Origin of the sequence: Bathymodiolus platifrons methanotrophic gill symbiont, from assembly GCF_002189065.1 — a bacterium.
Lineage (GTDB): Bacteria > Pseudomonadota > Gammaproteobacteria > Methylococcales > Methylomonadaceae > Methyloprofundus.
The window spans coordinates 25,867-43,508 of the sequence record NZ_BDMN01000127.1 but is presented as its reverse complement, the minus strand read 5'-3'; the positions used below and the strand labels follow the sequence as shown (position 1 = coordinate 43,508).

General features: G+C 39.7%; 16 protein-coding genes. 9 read left to right on the top strand and 7 right to left on the bottom strand.

Annotated features, from left to right (window positions below; genetic code table 11):
• A partial coding sequence (locus CDZ78_RS07980; protein ID WP_140413931.1) for an IS66 family transposase occupies positions 1 to 317 on the top strand: 317 nt, incomplete at its 5' end.
• Positions 318 to 472: 155 nt separating this feature from the next.
• Here the strand turns inward: CDZ78_RS07980 and CDZ78_RS07975 are convergent.
• Positions 473 to 2,161, bottom strand: coding sequence for an NAD-dependent malic enzyme (locus tag CDZ78_RS07975; protein ID WP_244559189.1), 1,689 nt, complete (start codon positions 2,159 to 2,161; stop codon positions 473 to 475).
• A gap of 217 nt (positions 2,162 to 2,378) precedes the next feature.
• Positions 2,379 to 3,044, bottom strand: a complete 666-nt coding sequence (locus CDZ78_RS07970; protein WP_087869529.1) for a thiopurine S-methyltransferase — start codon at positions 3,042 to 3,044, stop codon at positions 2,379 to 2,381.
• A gap of 396 nt (positions 3,045 to 3,440) precedes the next feature.
• Here CDZ78_RS07970 and CDZ78_RS07960 point away from each other — a divergent pair, with 396 nt between their 5' ends.
• Together CDZ78_RS07960 and CDZ78_RS07955 are read left to right on the top strand one after the other, a co-directional pair.
• Complete coding sequence (locus CDZ78_RS07960; protein WP_087869533.1) at positions 3,441 to 5,072, top strand: DNA recombination protein RmuC; 1,632 nt, start codon at positions 3,441 to 3,443, stop codon at positions 5,070 to 5,072.
• A gap of 299 nt (positions 5,073 to 5,371) precedes the next feature.
• Positions 5,372 to 7,015 carry a BatD family protein gene (locus CDZ78_RS07955; protein WP_244559188.1) on the top strand — a complete coding sequence of 548 codons (1,644 nt, stop codon included), beginning with the start codon at positions 5,372 to 5,374 and terminating at the stop codon, positions 7,013 to 7,015.
• Positions 7,016 to 7,084: 69 nt separating this feature from the next.
• On the opposite strand, the gene CDZ78_RS07950 is transcribed toward CDZ78_RS07955, so the two are convergent.
• The 5 genes from CDZ78_RS07950 to CDZ78_RS21810 all read right to left on the bottom strand — a co-directional run bounded on the left by CDZ78_RS07950 (position 7,085) and on the right by CDZ78_RS21810 (position 10,424).
• Positions 7,085 to 8,086, bottom strand: a complete 1,002-nt coding sequence (locus CDZ78_RS07950) for an NAD(P)H-dependent glycerol-3-phosphate dehydrogenase (protein ID WP_087869526.1) — start codon at positions 8,084 to 8,086, stop codon at positions 7,085 to 7,087.
• Positions 8,087 to 8,094: 8 nt separating this feature from the next.
• The gene (gene secB, locus CDZ78_RS07945) at positions 8,095 to 8,565 is read right to left on the bottom strand and encodes a protein-export chaperone SecB (protein WP_087869525.1); all 471 of its coding nucleotides are present in this window, start codon (positions 8,563 to 8,565) and stop codon (positions 8,095 to 8,097) included.
• Between the two features lie 97 nt (positions 8,566 to 8,662).
• Positions 8,663 to 9,094: a rhodanese-like domain-containing protein gene (locus tag CDZ78_RS07940; protein WP_087869524.1), complete on the bottom strand. Its 432-nt coding sequence runs from the start codon at positions 9,092 to 9,094 to the stop codon at positions 8,663 to 8,665.
• Between the two features lie 25 nt (positions 9,095 to 9,119).
• Positions 9,120 to 9,434 (bottom strand): ArsR/SmtB family transcription factor, encoded by a 315-nt coding sequence (locus CDZ78_RS07935; RefSeq protein ID WP_087869523.1) that lies wholly within the window; start codon positions 9,432 to 9,434, stop codon positions 9,120 to 9,122.
• Positions 9,435 to 10,157: 723 nt separating this feature from the next.
• A complete protein-coding gene (locus tag CDZ78_RS21810) occupies positions 10,158 to 10,424 on the bottom strand; it encodes a hypothetical protein (RefSeq protein WP_167374215.1) in 267 nt (88 codons plus the stop codon).
• Between the two features lie 143 nt (positions 10,425 to 10,567).
• On the opposite strand from CDZ78_RS21810, the gene gpmI reads away from it, so the two are divergent.
• From gpmI to sucD, 6 genes are all read left to right on the top strand, one after another.
• Positions 10,568 to 12,106, top strand: a complete 1,539-nt coding sequence (gpmI, locus tag CDZ78_RS07930; protein WP_087869522.1) for a 2,3-bisphosphoglycerate-independent phosphoglycerate mutase — start codon at positions 10,568 to 10,570, stop codon at positions 12,104 to 12,106.
• 48 nt (positions 12,107 to 12,154) lie between these two features.
• The gene (locus CDZ78_RS07925; RefSeq protein WP_087869521.1) at positions 12,155 to 13,240 is read left to right on the top strand and encodes a murein hydrolase activator EnvC family protein; all 1,086 of its coding nucleotides are present in this window, start codon (positions 12,155 to 12,157) and stop codon (positions 13,238 to 13,240) included.
• A 218-nt stretch (positions 13,241 to 13,458) separates the two neighbouring features.
• On the top strand, positions 13,459 to 14,781 hold the full coding sequence (locus CDZ78_RS07920) for a S41 family peptidase (protein WP_087869520.1): 1,323 nt from the start codon (positions 13,459 to 13,461) through the stop codon (positions 14,779 to 14,781).
• 376 nt (positions 14,782 to 15,157) lie between these two features.
• The gene (locus tag CDZ78_RS07915) at positions 15,158 to 15,364 is read left to right on the top strand and encodes a cold-shock protein (protein ID WP_087869519.1); all 207 of its coding nucleotides are present in this window, start codon (positions 15,158 to 15,160) and stop codon (positions 15,362 to 15,364) included.
• A gap of 234 nt (positions 15,365 to 15,598) precedes the next feature.
• Positions 15,599 to 16,768: an ADP-forming succinate--CoA ligase subunit beta gene (sucC, locus tag CDZ78_RS07910; protein WP_087869518.1), complete on the top strand. Its 1,170-nt coding sequence runs from the start codon at positions 15,599 to 15,601 to the stop codon at positions 16,766 to 16,768.
• Positions 16,765 to 17,640, top strand: a complete 876-nt coding sequence (sucD, locus tag CDZ78_RS07905) for a succinate--CoA ligase subunit alpha (protein WP_087869517.1) — start codon at positions 16,765 to 16,767, stop codon at positions 17,638 to 17,640. Before sucC ends, sucD begins: the two co-directional genes overlap by 4 nt.
• The last annotated feature ends 2 nt before the right edge of the window (positions 17,641 to 17,642 follow it).

Here is a 17,642-nt window from a genome sequence, read left to right as displayed (position 1 = left end):
AGCCTAAAGAAGTAAAACGGGGGCGAATAAAACGCAGTAAAGCTAGAAACTTACTGGAAAGGCTGATTAATTATGAAGAGGATGTCTTGCGCTTCATGACAAATACCTGGGTGCCATTTACCAATAATGCCGCAGAAAATTCGATTCGGATGACCAAGGTTCAACAGAAAATATCCGGCTGCTTTCGTAGCACCAAGGGTGCAGAGATATTTTGTCGTGTCAGAGGGTATTTATCAACGTGCCGTAAACAAGGTCTAAGTGCAACTCAGGCAATGACCCTGGTCTTTGAGGGAAAGTTACCTGAATTTGCTTTATAATTTCATTGGACTACTCAGCTCCGCTGAGTAGTTACTGCTTCGCTTAATAAGCTAACCCAGCCTACGGTTATAAGCTGTTGTTTACTTTGCTATTATTTCTTAAGTAAGCAGTATTAGAGTCTGACCCAATTTTAGCTTCTACCAATCAAACGAGCTTACAATTTACGGCGATAATCCCTGTATTCGGGGGTCCAGAAATTAGCCTGAATATTTTTCTCTAGATTTTCTTTACTTGTAGCGGGTGCAAACCCTTCAGCTATAGCTTGCATTCCTACTGCCAGAGCAATTGAGAGGCTGACTTCTCTTATCTGACTTAATGCCGGTAACAGGTTTGTGTCGGTGCCTTTAACTAGAGGCGAATATTCTGCCAGGGTTTCACTGGCAACCATAAACATTTTTTCGGTAACGCGGGTTGCTTGACTGGCAATAACACCTAAACCTACACCTGGAAAAATATAACTATTGTTACATTGTGCTATCACATGATGTTTTCCTCCATACTCAACCGGAGAAAAAGGGCTACCCGTTGCGATAATGGCATTGCCCTCGGTCCAGTTAATAATATCTTCTGGTAAGGCTTCGACATGTGAGGTGGGGTTGGAAAGAGGTAATATGATAGGCCTCTTACAATTAGCAGACATAGTTTTAATGATAGTTTCAGTCATTAAACCTGATTGCCCTGATACCCCGATCAATATTGTTGGTTTACTTTCACGTACTATATCTAATAAGTTGACTGCTTCCCCATCGTTATTCCAGCTGGAAACTTCATCGGGATCTTTGGCAAATTTTTCTTGAAAATCGAGCAGAGGATCCATATCTGTTGTTAGCAAACCAAGGTGGGTAAACAGATAAATTCGGCTTAGTGCCTGTTCTTCTGTCAGACCATCTTTTATCATATGTGCAACAATCTGTTCTGCGATACCGCAGCCTGCCGATCCACCACCAATAAAAACTATACGTTGGTCTATTATTGAAGTGTTGTTAGCATGACAAGCAGCTAGCAAAGTTCCAACTGTTACAGCTGCAGTGCCCTGGATATCATCATTGAAACAGCACAGTTTATGCTGGTATTTTTTTAATAAGGGAGTAGCAGTATTCTGGGAAAAATCTTCAAACTGTACTAAAGCATCTGGCCAGCGTTGTTTAAGACCTTGAATAAACAAATCAATAAAATTGAAGTAGTCTTCGCCAGTTACCCGTTTATGCCGCCAACCCATATACATTGGATCATCAAGCAATTCTTGATTGTTCGTTCCTACATCAAGAGTGATAGGTAAAGTATAGGCAGGACTGATGCCACCACATCCTGAATAAAGGGCCAGTTTCCCTATAGGTATGCCCATGCCACCAATACCCTGGTCACCTAAACCGAGTATTCGTTCGCTGTCGGTCACAACAATAACTTTGACATTTTCTTTAACCAGATTTTTAAGCATATCAGCCATTTTTTCCCGATCTGGATAGGAAATAAATAAGCCTCTTTTGCGCCGATAAATACGTGAAAATTGCTGACAGGCTAGACCCACTGTCGGGGTATAGATTATCGGCATCATCTCTTCAAGGTGCCTGGTCAGCAGATTGAAATAAAGAGTTTCGTTGGTGTCCTGAATGTTACGCAGAAAGATATGTTTATTAAGGTCATTTCTAAGGTGGGAAAACTGGTGATATGCTCGCTCTCCTTGCTCTTCAATGCTCTCAACAGCTGTGGGTAACAAACCATCCAGATTGAATTCTTGTCTTTCTGATGCTGTGAACGCTGAGCCTTTATTTAATAATGCTGTTTCTAGCAAAATAGACCCCGTATAGCTTGTATATAAAGGACGTTTTTTGGTCATTTGCATCTTATGTGTTAGTTGAAGGTGTAAGCGGAATAAAGCGATAGCGCCGACAATAAGGTGTAATTAAGCTTTGTCTCTTACCTGAATTACGTATAACATTTAGCTGAGAGTTACGGGTAATGAACTATTAATATATTAAGAGGGAGAGTATTAGTTTGGGTATTATATGAGTTTGCACCGATATAAACTAGTGCAGTTCATGCAGACTAATAAATATAGCTCAGTTATTCTGACTTGTACTTAGCCGGTACACTTTTTCCACTAGACTGCTTAGGCCTCTTTCATTGAAATTATCATTGTCTGACAAAATATCTTCTGCAAACAAAAGTTCTATGTCACAAGTGTTTCTGAATAAGTTTTGTACTTCATTTTCGTCGACACAGAATGGTGGGCCTGGCATTTCATGTTGCGCATATTCCAGTGTAACTAATAAACTATGGCTTAATGTCGGTGCAATATTACTTAGGTGCTGAACGTATTGCTGGCGCATTTCTGGTGGTAGGGCAATTAATGCCGCTCTATCATAGATTGCCTTACAAGCCGCTATTTGCATGTTATTTAGGTCAAAGAAATTGCCCAGATAAATGCTTAAACCCTCTATTTCCCAGCACTGAAAATTTTCACAGTCAGTGATCCTGGCTTGTAGGTTATTTTCAGAGAAAAAGTTTGTTACCGCTAGAGGGCTGATCTCAACGGCAATTACCTGGTAGCCCTGAGAGAGTAACCATAAAATATCTCTACTTTTGCCGCAGAGAGGCACAAATATTGTGCTGCCCTTGGGAATATTAAGTGTTGCCAAGAACTCCTGTAGATGTGAGTTTATTTCTTGTTCATGGAAGCCAATCTGATTTTTCTCCCAGCGTTCCAGCCAAAAATCTGTATGCATCTTGCTACCTTATGTCTTTCTAGAGCTTAATTATATACTGCGTAGCGTTGCGAAACATATTCAATGTAATTTATTTGCCGGCTTTGACAGTGACTTGCTTTTTGCGCACAATGATAAAGAACACAAACAGCAACCTGGAGACGACACATTGACTCAATTTTGCGTGCTGCAATATCGAGCGGATATGAGTCCACAGGGTGGATTGTTATTGGATGTATCTAATTCTGAGCATACCGTCTGAGGTTGCTGAGTAATAAGGTAGGCTATCATTATTCAGACCCTTGTTATTTTCCCTCATACTAGTCCTATCCAGATAGATAGAAGAACTAAAGAGCAGTAGCTGAATTGCCCCCCTAAACCTGTTAACGAAACTAAACCTATTTAATGAAAGAACTAATGACTGATCCAATCCTCTTATTTGGCACGATAAGCAGTTTATTATTGTTTATCTGTCTGTTATTACTTTTTTTCGTGCTAAGAAAAGTGAATGCATTGTCTAAATCTAATGCAGAACAAATTAAATTTGAATTAGTCAGTTTGCTACAACAAAATGAACAGACATTAAAGGAAGGCTTAATTGATTCACGTAAAGAATTGCGTGATGTCAGCGCAGATAATCGTCGGGAAATACATGAATTATTTAAAGTCTTTCAGGATACCTTGTTAAAACGGGTTAGCGAAAATAGTATTGAGCAAAATCGTCAATTAGATGCATTTAAAACCGCACTTCATCAATTATCGGAAAATTTAATTAGTAATTTCACTGAACTGAAGCGCAGTGTCAATTTATCATTTCAGGAAACAGGTGAATCACTTAATAGAAAGCAGGATAAATTCAGGGAAAAGACACTGTTAAAACTTGATGGTTTTGAGCAAAGTATTAAAGTAGATGCCAAGGAGAATCGGCAAGAGCTAAGTGATCGTTTACAATCATTTGAACAGAAACTTTCCCAGCTTATCAAGGAATTTACCGAGCAATTAGGAGTACATTTTTCCGAGTTGAATAAACAGCAATTAAGCGCAAGTCAACAAGCAAAAACCAGTATAGTTGAAATTAGAGAAGCCATCGAGAAACAATTAAAATCGATTAGAGAAGACAATACTCAACAGCTTGGTGAGATGCGTAAAACAGTTGATGAAAAACTGCATGAAACTCTGGAGAAAAGATTAGGAGAATCTTTTAAGTTAGTGAGTGAGCGTCTTGAGCAAGTACATAAAGGTCTGGGTGAAATGCAAAACCTGGCTGTCGGTGTTGGTGATCTGAAAAAGGTACTTTCGAATGTTAAAACACGCGGTATCCTGGGGGAATATCAATTAGGTAATATTCTGGAACAAGTGCTCTCTCCTGAGCAATATGATATTAATGTCGCCACTAAAAAAGGTAGCCAGGCTAATGTCGAATATGCGGTCAAATTACCAGGTAAATCTGATGAAAAAGTAGTCTGGTTACCGATTGATTCTAAATTCCCTCTGGAAAGCTATCAACGGTTATTACAGGCGGTTGATGAAGGTGATGTCAATAAAATTGAACTGGCACAAAAGCAGTTGTTAAGAACCATAGAAAGTTTTGCCAAAGATATCAGTACCAAATATATTGATCCGCCCAACACTACCGATTTCGCAATTATGTTTTTGCCTGTTGAAGGGCTCTTTGCAGAGGTCTTGCGGCACCCTGAAATGTTTGGAAAATTACAACGTACTTACCGGATAACCATTACTGGGCCAACAACTTTATCAGCATTACTCAACAGCCTGCATATGGGTTTTAGAACGTTGGCAGTACAAAAACGTAGCAGTGAAGTCTGGAAGATACTGGCAGAAGTGAAAACTGAGTTTGTTAAATATGCAGGCCAACTAGAGAAAGTGCAAAAGCAATTACACACTGCTTCTAGTTCTCTGGAGAATTTACAATCAACACGAACTAGTGCGATGGCACGTAAATTAAGGCGTGTTGAAACATCGGAAATTGAAGATTCGAAGGGTTCTTTGCAAATAATAGATAAGTCTTCGCATCATTTAGAGAGTTGATGGTGTAAATGGAATCTATATTTTCTTCTGTATGAGTATACTTTGCTTCATAGTTTTCTGAATAAACTGGGTACTAATACAGCATTTCAGCCCTTGCCTGCGGGCTATCCCTTGTCTTTCGCACTCATATTTTGCATAACAGCGTGCTCAACAGCGGTTTCAGGATTATGAGCATAGGTGAATTTGGGAAGCTTTTAAAAAGATTAAAAGGTAAAATATATGCAGTTTTTACTAATAACATTTATTAACCAGGTATGATTTTTTCTTATATTTATAAGTTCCCTTTTCTGCTGTTTTTTTTGCTCTTTAGTTCTCTGGCAGGTTCACTTTTAGCAGCTGAAATTAGTGTAAATACCGATCGTAATCCGGTTAATTTAAAAGAATCCTTTCAGATTGTTTTTACAGCAAATGATGATCCGGATGATGAACCTGATTTTTCACCATTAGATAAAGATTTTGAGGTTTTAAATCAGTCGCAACAACAATCTGTAGAGATTGTTAACTGGAAAAAAACAAAATCTCTGCAATGGGTATTAACTGTTATGGCTAAACATGAGGGAAATCTGGTTATTCCTGCCATTAAGTTTGGTCAGGATAGCAGCCAGTTTGCCGCTATTGTAGTTAATAATGTGCAAGCTATAGATAAGACGAATGAAGATTTGTTTTTACAGGTTGAAGTCAGTTCATCTAAGCCCTATATTCAAGAACAAGTTATATATACCTTAAAGCTCTATCGTAAAGTTAATATCTCACAGGCTAGTTTAACCGAGCCAATGCTATCGGATGCCGTGATAGAAAAGCTGGGCGCAGATAAGAATTATAATACCCAGTTTCAGGGAGAAAACTATGTGGTAACAGAGCGTAAGTATGTTATTTTTCCACAAAAAAGTGGCATTATGACTATTGCTCCTCTGACCATGACGGCTGAAGTAATTATTCCTGGCCAACGCCGAACTAATAGTTTTTTTAATCGACAAAGTACACGTACTAAACGTGTTGCATCAACAGCGATAAATCTGGATGTACAAGCTAAACCAGCGAGTGCAGGATTAAATTGGTTACCAGCCAAACAGGTTTATTTACAGGAAAAATGGTCGGATAACTCAGGCGAGATGATTGTTGGCCAGCCGGTGACACGAACAATCACTTTATTTGTTAAAGGCGCAACTGTCGGTATATTACCCGAACTATATAAAGATAATATGCCACAGCATATAAAAGCTTATCCTGACCAACCTGTATTAAAGGAAGAGGCTAAAGATGATGGTATGGTTGCTTTTAGAGAAGAAAAAATTGCTTTAATTCCTGGCCTGGCAGGTAGCTATACATTACCGGAAATTACGATTCCCTGGTGGAATACTAGAACTCAGAAAATGGAAATGGCGCGAATTGCAGAGCGGACTATTACCGCGACTGCTGCAATTGGTTCAGTTGCAACATTAGAACCAACTCCGCCTATTGTTTCGCCTGTACCTGCATCAACTGAGAGTAATACTCAGCAGGAAATGGGGACTTTTCAGCAAACAAATACCTTATGGTTCTGGTTAGCATTATTTTTTGCTGCTGCGTGGCTAGTTACTTTAGTGTATTTCTTATCCAGAAAATCGAGCAACACGAAAAAGAAACAAGTCGCTGTAGAAAAAAAACCGGATGTTAATAAGAACCTGAAACAAGCTTGTTCAAATAACGACTCAATAATGGCTAAAGATGCCTTACTTCAATGGGGCCGTGAAAAATTTAATCAGTCTAGTCTAACGAAAATTGCCGAGCAATGTGATCAGTTGTTGCAGCGAGAAATTTTAGTATTAAATGCGGCTTTATATAGTGCTAAGGTGGAAGAATGGCAAGGGACCGAGTTATGGCTTGCTTTTCAAAACAATAAACTAGCCAAGGGGGAAGGCAGTGAGCAGGAAGACCCTTTACAGCCTTTGTTTAAAATTTAATGCAGGAGTAGTGAGCTATTTAGCTAGTTTTTGTCCTGATAAAGGCAAAGGATAGAATTAAAAAAAGTCCTACAATGTTTCTGACTTTTGGTCGCGTTGTAATAGGTTCTGTACTGCACTTAATGGTGCTAGTCCTTCGTATAATACACGGTAGGTTTGTTCGGTAATTGGCATATCAATGCCATGTTTTTTAGCCAGCATATAGGTTTCTTTTGCTGCCGAGATACCTTCTACTTCCTGGCCAATTTCTTGTATTGCTTGTTCTCTGTTTTTTCCCTGCCCTAACGCAATACCAAAGCGGCGATTCCGTGATTGATTGTCGGTACAGGTAAGAATCAAGTCACCTAATCCCGCGAGGCCCATTAGGGTTTCCTGTTGTCCTCCCAAAGCAGTATTCAGGCGAATAATTTCCGCTATTCCTCGGGTAACCAGTGCAGCTCTGGTATTCGCACCAAAACCAATACCATCAGCAATTCCGGCAGCAATAGCTAGTACATTTTTAACCGCACCACCTACTTGTACGCTAATGATGTCATTAGTTGTATAAATACGAAAACGTGGGCTGTGCATAATCTGTGCAAGCTGATCTGCAAAGCTTTGCTGGGTTGCAGCTATAGTGACAGCAGATGGTAAGCCTGCAGCAACCTCTTGAGCAAAAGAGGGTCCTGATAGAACTGCAGCGGGTGTTTCAGTGGAGAAAACATTAGCAACAATTTTATTTAGTAATTCGCCTGTTTCTGGATTAAAGCCTTTACTTGCCCAGGCAATTTTTACCTGATCATTAACAAAGGGCTTTATTTTAAGTAGGGTTTCTTGAAATACATGGCTAGGAACCGAGATTAAAAGGATGTCACTAAATTGAGCTGCTTCTTTTAGATTATCGGTAACTTGAAGGGTGTCGGGAAATGGCAGGTTAGCAAGATAGCGTTTATTTTGGCGGTCTTTAGCCAGGTTTGCAATATGCTCTGGAAGGTGACCCCAGAGCAAGGTTTGATTACCATTTTTAGCGGCTTGTATGGCTAGGGCTGTTCCCCATGAGCCTGCGCCAAAGACACTGATCTTGCTAGTCATTGCAGATTTTAATTTAAAGTGCTTGTGCTAGCCGATTGTTGCTGCGCTTGTTTAATATGCTGTGCATATAAGGCATCAAAATTAACAGGTGCTAGTAAAAGTTGTGGGAATCCACCTTTAGCCACTAAATCAGAGATTACTTCGCGCGCATAAGGAAATAAAATATTAGGGCAAAAACTACCTAGCATAGGACCCATTTCTTCATCTGAAAAAGCAGCCAAAGAAAAAATACCCGCTTGGGTTGCTTCCACAAGGTAAGCTGTTGTTTCGCCTGTTTTTACAGTGACAGTAACGGTAATTGAAACTTCAAATAGGGAGTCTTCTAAAGGTGATGCATTAGTACCTAAATTAAAGTCAACCGTAGGCTCCCATTTTTCAGTGAAAATTTTAGGCGATCCAGGTGATTCAAAAGAGATATCTTTAGTGTAGATTTTTTGTATTGAAAATTGCTTTTCTTGTGCCTGCTTTTCTTCAGCCATGATTTTGTGTGTTAGTGTTTAATTCGAATTATTAGCTCTTAAGTAAGCCTAAGACTTTAGTCCTTAAGGCACATTTAATTTACATGTATTGGATTTATTATTTCTTGCTTTTAACGATAGGCAGTTTATTTTCTTCCCATGATTGCATGCCGCCAGTCATAAGAAAAACATTTTCAAAACCTAATTTTTGAAGATTTGAGCAAGCAGGAGCAGAACGAGAACCTGAGTGACAGACGACGATTACTTCATCTTGTTTATATAGATCAATTTTTTTAACCTGATTTTCTATGCTATCCAGTGGAATATGAATGGCATCTGCTATATGTCCTTTTTTAAACTCACCGGCTTCGCGGACATCAAGGATGATAGGGTGGCCAGTATTTAATTTGGTCACAGTAAGCATGGGAGAAATCGTTTGGTATTTACGTACGCTAGCTTCGAAAATATCCTGGATTAAAAAATAAATAACTGCAAAAAAAGCAGTAACGAGCATCCAGTGTTCGGAAGCGAATTCGATATATTGATCCATTATGAGTTTTATTAATAGGTTAAAATTAGCATTGATTACAAAAAATCTGACGCATCATCTCAATTAACTTGAGCATACGCGGGTCATCAATATAGTAAAAAACGCGGTTTGCATCTTTTTTAAAGTTTAATATATCTTTTTCTCTTAAAATAGCGAGATGTTGCGATATATTACTCTGGCTAGTGCCCACTTTTTCGACGATATCTTGAACGCTAATCGCCTCTGTACCTAATACACAAAGGATTTTTAAGCGTAGAGGGTGCGACATAGCTTTTAAGCAGCGCGCTGCTCTTTCTATATCGGCATCATTATATAAGGGTTGATTATCTTGAATTTCCATGGGCTCACTTTATTTGCAAGGTGCGTAATTATAACATCCAAATAAGCTGTATTTGCATACTTGTTCTGCTTTAAATGAATTTAGAAGCAGGCGCTAGGTTGTTATTTTTTTTTAAGGTTGAAGAAAAATGCCTAGTTTAGCCTATTAAAGCTTATTAGAAAACTCTTAAATATATCAAAAAGCGCAACTATTAGCAAATATGATTCTCATTTACAATGATAATTATCAATTTAACGTAAAAAAAATTAGTTATCTGTAGGCACTAGGGTAAGGAATTAAGCCAATATAATACGTAATAACCTTAGTTTAACACTTGGATTATCCATGTGTTTTTTGAATTTCTTTGAAATTTGGAGCTTGTGCTAGAAATGGTGTAGATCTGGTTTTCAGATTCAAGCAACTCAAAATTGCAAACTCTGCACTCATCGCCCCCTATAATGTGAGTCATGGTTATGCGTTTCATTGTGTATAAAATCTTAACTTGGTGGTGAGTGTTGCGTACAAAATACTTAGGGACGAGGGTTTAATAATGTCCGAAAGTTTTCTGCTGTAGCACTGCCAGTCCTTGCGTATATTATTGAATTCTGATTCTTTAGGTGGTTTCTGTCAAAGAATAGTCCAGCTTACTTGTCTTTCGCTTAAAATCAGGGAAACGGAGCCTAAGCGGAGTGATGATTTTTAGTCCCTGGTAGGCAACAGGGCAATTCGCTGATCCGAAGTGCGCTAGTAGCGCGCGAGGGAGGCAAGAATTGCATTCCGAATAGCCGTCCAGCCATTTGAGGTAGTCTTAACGGAGCAGGGTTTTGTGCGTAGTTGAGACGGACGCAGGGCGACCAGGGCATCTCCCATTCGCTGCGTAGGCGAATGAATGTTGGTGACAGGAGTCCCAGAATGTTGTGAGGTAGCATGGCGCGCCTGTTGCCCTTCTTCGGCGTTGTGACTACAGTGACATAGCGCAACTATGCGGCTGTAGTCGTGCCCCCGTGTCAAGTACGGGGCAGGCTTTAGAAGATGAACAAAAACCCTGCGCAATCTGAACTATTCTTTTCCGACAATCACCTTATATTGTTATAAAATAGCGCGCATCATAAAATATTTACTGTTTTAATTTTTTAAAATCTACGAGATAAACCATGACGAGACCCAAACCTTTAGTATTATTAATTCTTGATGGCTTTGGTGTAAGGCCGGAGACTGACTATAACGCAATCGCTCAGGCTAATACTCCATTCTGGGATAGCTTGCAGAAAAAATACCCAATGACTGAACTAGATTGTTCTGGGAGCGTTGTGGGTTTACCCGATAAGCAAATGGGTAATTCTGAAGTTGGCCATATGCATATAGGTACAGGCCGTTATGTGCCCCAGGATTTTTCAAGAGTCAGTGATGCAATTGAGTCTGGCAGTTTTTTTGAAAACCCGGCTTTATGTCTGGCTGTCGATCAGGCACTTGATAATAATGGCACATTGCATATCCTTGGGTTGCTTTCTCCAGGTGGAGTGCACAGCCATATTAAGCATATTTTAGCGATGCTGGAACTGGCGGCAAAAAAAGGCTTAAAAAAAATCGCTATGCATGCCTTTTTAGATGGTCGTGATGTTGCGCCAAGCAGCGCAGAGCAATCTCTTAAAGCTTTGCAGGATAAAATTGATGAGTTAGGGGTAGGACATATTGCTTCAATCGTCGGGCGTTTTTATGTTATGGATCGCGATAATCGCTGGGAGCGCGTACAAAAAGCGCATCAACTGCTTGTTTTAGGTGAAGGTGAATATACTGCGCAAACGGCAATAGAAGGTTTGCAGGCCGCTTATCAGCGCGAAGAAACTGATGAGTTTGTTGCAGCAACAGCGATATTAAATGCACAGGGTGAGGCAACACGCTTAGCGGAAAATGATGCTATCATTTTTATGAATTTTCGAGCTGACCGTGCACGCGAAATTAGTCAGGCAATCACCGACAGTGATTTTTCAGGGTTTGAGCGTAATCATGCAGGCTTTAAGGGGTGTTTTGTCACGCTGACTGAATATAATGAAAAATTTCCTTACCCGAAGGCTTATCCTGCTATGAAAATTAAAAACAGTCTGGGTGAAGTCTTGGCACAGCAGGGTCTGTTGCAATTACGTTTAGCGGAAACTGAAAAGTATGCGCACGTCACTTTTTTTATGAATGGCGGTGTCGAAGAGCCTAATGTTGGCGAAGATCGTATCCTGGTGCCTTCTCCTAAAGTGAAAACCTATGATCTGCAGCCTGAAATGCATGCAGCACAGGTAACAGAGCATTTAGTCAATGCAATTACCGAGCAAAAATATGATGTCATTATGTGTAATTATGCAAACTGCGATATGGTGGGGCATACAGGCAAATGGGAAGCGGCACTGAAAGCGGTAGAAACAATAGATGCTTCATTAGCGGCTATTGTAGGCGCACTGGAAAAAGTTGACGGACAAATGTTATTGACTGCTGATCACGGCAATATTGAACAAATGCGTGATGAACAGGGTGGGCCTCTTACTTCACATACGATCAGTCCGGTCCCATTAATGCATATTGGGGGTCAAAAACCTTTAGCTGAGGGTGGAAGTTTAAAAGACCTGGCGCCGACCATGCTGGATATACTAGGTATACAGCAACCTGTAGAAATGGATGGCAAGTCTTTATTGACAGAGTCTTAAGTGCAGGTGAGGTTTTTTCTGTTAATTTTTTTACTTTGCAGCCATAGCATGACTATGGCTGCGGTAAATAATGATAAAGAGTTGCGCCAGGTTCAGCAGAAAATTAAAACACTGGCTGATAATTTATCGCGCTTAAATAAGCAGAAAGGGCATGCGAGTTCTGAATTAAAGCGTGTAGAGCGACAGTACGGGGAAATATCCCGTACTATCCAGACATTAAATACTCAGAGCAAGCAGAAGCAAAAGCGTATTAATGACATTCAACAAGAAATACAAATACAAAATGGCTGGTTGTTAACACAAAAAGAACAATTGGCAGAACAAGTAAAAACCGCCTATGCTCTTGGTCGGCAGGAACAATTAAAGCTGTTATTTAATCAGCAAGATGTCAGCCGAAGTAGTCGGGTTATGACTTATTATCAGTATTTTAATCAGGCTAGGCTGGATAAGCTGCAACGGATTAATTCTAGTTTGCAGTTATTAACAACACTAGAGCAGGAAAAGCAGCAAGAAAAGCAAGTGCTGGCTAAGGTCGTGGCAGAAAATAAATTGCTTCAAGAACAGTTGGTAATAAGCAAAACAGAGCGCAAACAATTGCTTGTTAAAATTAAGCAAGACTATAAAAAGAATAGTAAGCAATTGTCTAGGCTGAAAAAGAACGAGAAGCAGTTAAAGCGCCTTATTACGACGCTTCAAAAAGCAACACAAGTTAAAATTGTTGCTGAAGCTCCAGCTAAGTCTTTTACTAAATTAAAAGGAAAAATGCCCTGGCCAGTAAAGGGAAAGATAGTTAGAAGCTTTGGTAGTCAGCGTGCTGATGGTAAATGGAATGGAGTCTTACTTCGGGCAAAGGAAGGTACAAAAATAAAAGCTATCGCTCATGGACAGGTAGTTTTTTCCGACTGGTTTAAAGGATATGGTTTATTAGTGATTGTTAAGCATGATAAAACCTTTATGAGTCTCTATGCATTTAATCAGAGCTTATATAAAGAAGTGGGTGATTGGGTTAATGCGGGAGAGACACTAGCAACACTGGGTAATAGTGGCGGTAGGGATAAAGCAGGGCTATATTTTGAAATTCGTAAGAAAAATAAGCCACTTAACCCGAAAAAATGGTGTAAAAAAAGGCGTTAAAGCCTACTCGCTATTGCTAGACTGGGCGGTGAAATGCGTATAAATTACTAATTAATAAGTATTGATATTCTCTCTTTTTTATTGAATTAGATTATTTATTTGCATATTGATATAAAATACCCTTAATCAAAAAATCTGAATCCGTGAGCAACTGATTTTTTCTAAGATCATGGGTTCAGATAGAATTTATCAGGAATATTGTGACGGAGTTTTACAACGTGTTTAAACAAAAAAATATTTTAATGCTACTTATTGGGTGTTGCCTTGGTGTTTTAGTTTCTACTGCAGGGTCAGTGCTTGCAGATAAGGAAGCAGAGCAGGCAGTTAGTTTACCTTTTGAAGAATTAAGAACATTTACTGAAATTTTCGGGCGTATCAAACAGGATTATGTTGAATCTGTTGATGACAAAGAGCTTCTGGAAAATGCAATCCGGGGTATGTTAGTTGGTCTGGACCCACACTCTAGCTATCTGGATGCAGAAGAGTATAAAGAATTAAAAGTAGGTACAACTGGACGTTTTGGTGGTCTTGGAATACAGGTTACTATGGAGGATGGTTTTGTTAAGGTTATTTCTCCTATTGATGACACTCCTGCTCAGCGAGCGGGCATGCAATCAGGCGATTTAATCATTAAACTAGATGAACAACCCGTAAAAGGAATGACCTTAACCAATGCAGTTAAAATAATGCGTGGCGAAGTGGGTAGTGAGATTGTATTAACTGTAGTTCGTAAAGGAAAAAATGCTCCTTTTAAAGTAACTTTAGTCAGAGATATAATTAAAGTAAAAAGTGTACGTAGTCGTACTTTAGAGGAAGGCTTTGGGTATTTACGTATTAGTAGTTTTCAATCGCCAACTGGTAAAGCTGTTGAAGAAGCGGTTAATAGTCTTAAAAAAGAAAATGGCGGCGAGCTAAAAGGCATGGTGCTGGATTTACGTAATAATCCGGGTGGAGTATTAAATGGCGCAGTGTCAGTCAGTGATGCCTTTTTAAACTCGGGTAAAATCGTTTATACAGAGGGCCGTATTAAAGATGCAAAAATGGATTTTAATGCAACACCGGGTGATTTATTAGACGGAGCACCGATTGTTATATTAATTAATGCGGGTTCGGCCTCTGCCTCTGAAATTGTTGCGGGTGCTTTGCAAGACCATAAACGTGCAATTATTATGGGTTCTAAATCTTTTGGTAAAGGTTCGGTGCAAACTATCATGCCTACAGGCAATGGTGGCGCGGTTAAGATGACGACGGCACGTTATTTCACACCATCAGGTAGATCTATTCAGGCAACGGGTATAGAGCCAGATATAGAACTTGAACGTCTTAAGCTAGAGACTCTGGAAGCAACTAATTTTAAGCCTATTAAAGAAGCTGATTTATCACGTCATTTATCCAATGGTAATGGTAAGAACGAGGAAAAAGAGACTAAAAAAGAAGCAGAGAAGAATGAAAAGGACGAAGATGTTAAAGGCGTTGATATGCGTGACTACCCATTGAAAGAAGCACTAAATCTATTAAAAGGAATTGCAATCCTTAGATAGTCAGCTTGTTGCTTTAACATATACAGTAGCCCGTATGCAGTTTACGTAATACGGGTTACTTGTTTTAGTTGTAGATTATAGGTGCCAGTTAAGAATTAATTGCATAGTTTTCAAGCTTTTATTTAGGTTTACCTAGGTACAGATGACAAACCCCATTAAATTTATAGGGAATACTTGTTGACTACTGTGAAAAGCCGTATATAATCATTCTAGCTTGAAAGTACGTCTTATATTTATGCACACCGTTTCGATGTTTTATCTTTAGTGTTTTATCTTTAGTAGCTCGTCCTGTTTTTATAAGTAAATAGCATCACTTCCAGCCAAATGGCCTTGTTACAAGGCTTCAATTACTCTTATAAAGAAAAAGGATATTATTATGTCTACTACAACTGGTACTGTTAAATGGTTCAACGAAGCTAAAGGTTTTGGTTTTATTGAGCAAGAGTCTGGTCCTGACGTTTTCGCTCATTTCAGCGCAATTTCTGGTGCTGGCTTCAAAACTTTAGCTGAAGGCCAAAAAGTTGAATTTACTGTAACTCAGGGCGACAAAGGTCCTCAGGCAGAGAACATCATAGCTATATAGTTACGAGTTCGTGAATTATTAGCCTGCCTCTTTGGGCAGGCTATAAAAGGGCGGAACCTCTACAGAGGTTCCGCCCTTTTTTTATGAGTTTTAGATAAAGCTGATTTTTTCTAAGTTCAAGGCTTTTTAAACTTGTATACAGCACAGCTATAGCAAAAAATACTGCAATATAAGTGCCCTGCATATATACTGTAAGGTTACTATTCGCTCATCATACTACCTATAAGGCCAACGATGAATATCCATGAATTTCAGGCAAAACAACTGTTTAAAGATTATCAGATACCTGTCCCCGAAAGCATAGTGGTCATCAGCGCTAATGAGGCATCTGATGCGGCAAAAACCTTAGCAGGTGATAGTTGGGCAATCAAAGCACAAGTTCATGCTGGCGGACGCGGAAAAGTGGGTGGGGTTAAAATTGCGCAAACTGCAGAGGAAGCTAGTCAATTGACTGCGCAAATGTTGGGGCAACGTCTAGTTACAAAGCAGACGGGTGCGGCAGGCCTGCCTATTAATTCAGTGTTAGTAGAAAAAACCTATCCGATTAAACGTGAATTTTATCTTAGCTTACTGGTTGATCGGCATCAGGAAAAACTTTGTTTTGTTGCTTCCGAAGCTGGTGGAATGGATATTGAAGCAGTTGCTGAGCAAAGTCCTGAAAAAATTATCAGTTTATTTATTAATCCTTCCGCAAGCTTACAGTCTTATCAGTGTCGACAAATTGCGTTTGCATTATCCCTACAGGGTGAGCAAATCAAAGCATTGCAAAACTTAATGTCAGGCATGCTACAACTCTTTGTCGAAAAAGATGCCAGTCAAATTGAAATTAATCCTTTAGTAGAAATTGAGGATGGCAGATTATTTGCCCTGGATGCAAAAATTAATTTTGATGATAATGCGTTGCCCCTGCATAAAGACATGATTGCTTTACGGGATACTGCACAAGAGGATGAGAAAGAAAATAAGGCTAAACAATTTGACCTTAGCTATATTACTCTGGATGGCAATATAGGGTGCATGGTGAATGGCGCGGGGCTGGCTATGGCAACTATGGACTTAGTCAAATTAAAAGGTGGGACACCGGCCAACTTTCTTGATGTTGGTGGAGGGACGACGACAGAAAAAGTAACGGAGGCTTTTAAACTTATTGTCTCAGATAGTAATGTACAGGCTGTACTGGTAAATATATTTGGTGGCATAGTGCATTGTGATGTTATTGCACAAGGCATTCTAGGCGCGTTAAAACAAATTAAAACAGATTTACCTGTTATTGTCAGACTGGAAGGAACGCATGCAGAGGAAGGCCGGGCTCTTCTACAAGGAGCAGCACCTAATATAATTGCCGCAGACAACCTGGATCATGCAGCTGAACAGGCGGTTAGTCTTGCTGGAGCGAGCAGATGAGTATTTTAATTAATAAGGATACGAAAGTGATTTGCCAGGGATTTACTGGTAAACAAGGTACATTTCATGCTCAGCATGCTTTAGATTATGGCACCAGGCTTATGGGTGGTGTTACTCCTGGAAGAGGAGGCTCGGAGCATTTAGGCTTACCGGTATTTAATACCGTACAAGAAGCTTATTCAGTAACAGGTGCAGATGCGAGTGTAATATATGTACCGCCCTTTTTTGCTGCAGATGCAATTTTAGAGGCTGTTGATGCAGGTATTAAACTGATTGTCTGTATTACTGAAGGAATTCCTGTGTTACACATGTTACGCGTTAAAGCCGCGATGGCAGAGAGTGATGCACTGTTAATTGGTCCGAACTGTCCAGGAATTATCACACCTGAAGCCTGCAAAATAGGTATTATGCCCGGTAGCATTCATCTACCAGGCTCGATTGGAATCGTTTCGCGCTCAGGTACATTAACATACGAAGCAGTACACCAGACAACTCAACAAGGTCTGGGGCAAAGTACATGTGTGGGTATCGGTGGAGATCCTATTCACGGTATGAACTTTATTGATGTGATTAGTCGCTTTGAAGCTGATGAAAATACGCAGGGCATTATTATGGTTGGCGAAATCGGAGGCAGTGAAGAGGAAGAGGCTGCCGAATATATTAAAAATCATGTTACTAAACCAGTAGTTTCCTATATTACCGGTTTAACAGCGCCAGCGGGAAAGCGCATGGGGCACGCCGGAGCAATCGTCACAGGTGGAAAAGGCACGGCAGAAAGCAAAGTTACTGCATTAAAAACAGCTGGTGTAGAAGTGGTCAACTCACCTTCAAATATGGGTGTAGCGATGAAGGAGCTATTGGAGACTGATTAAAT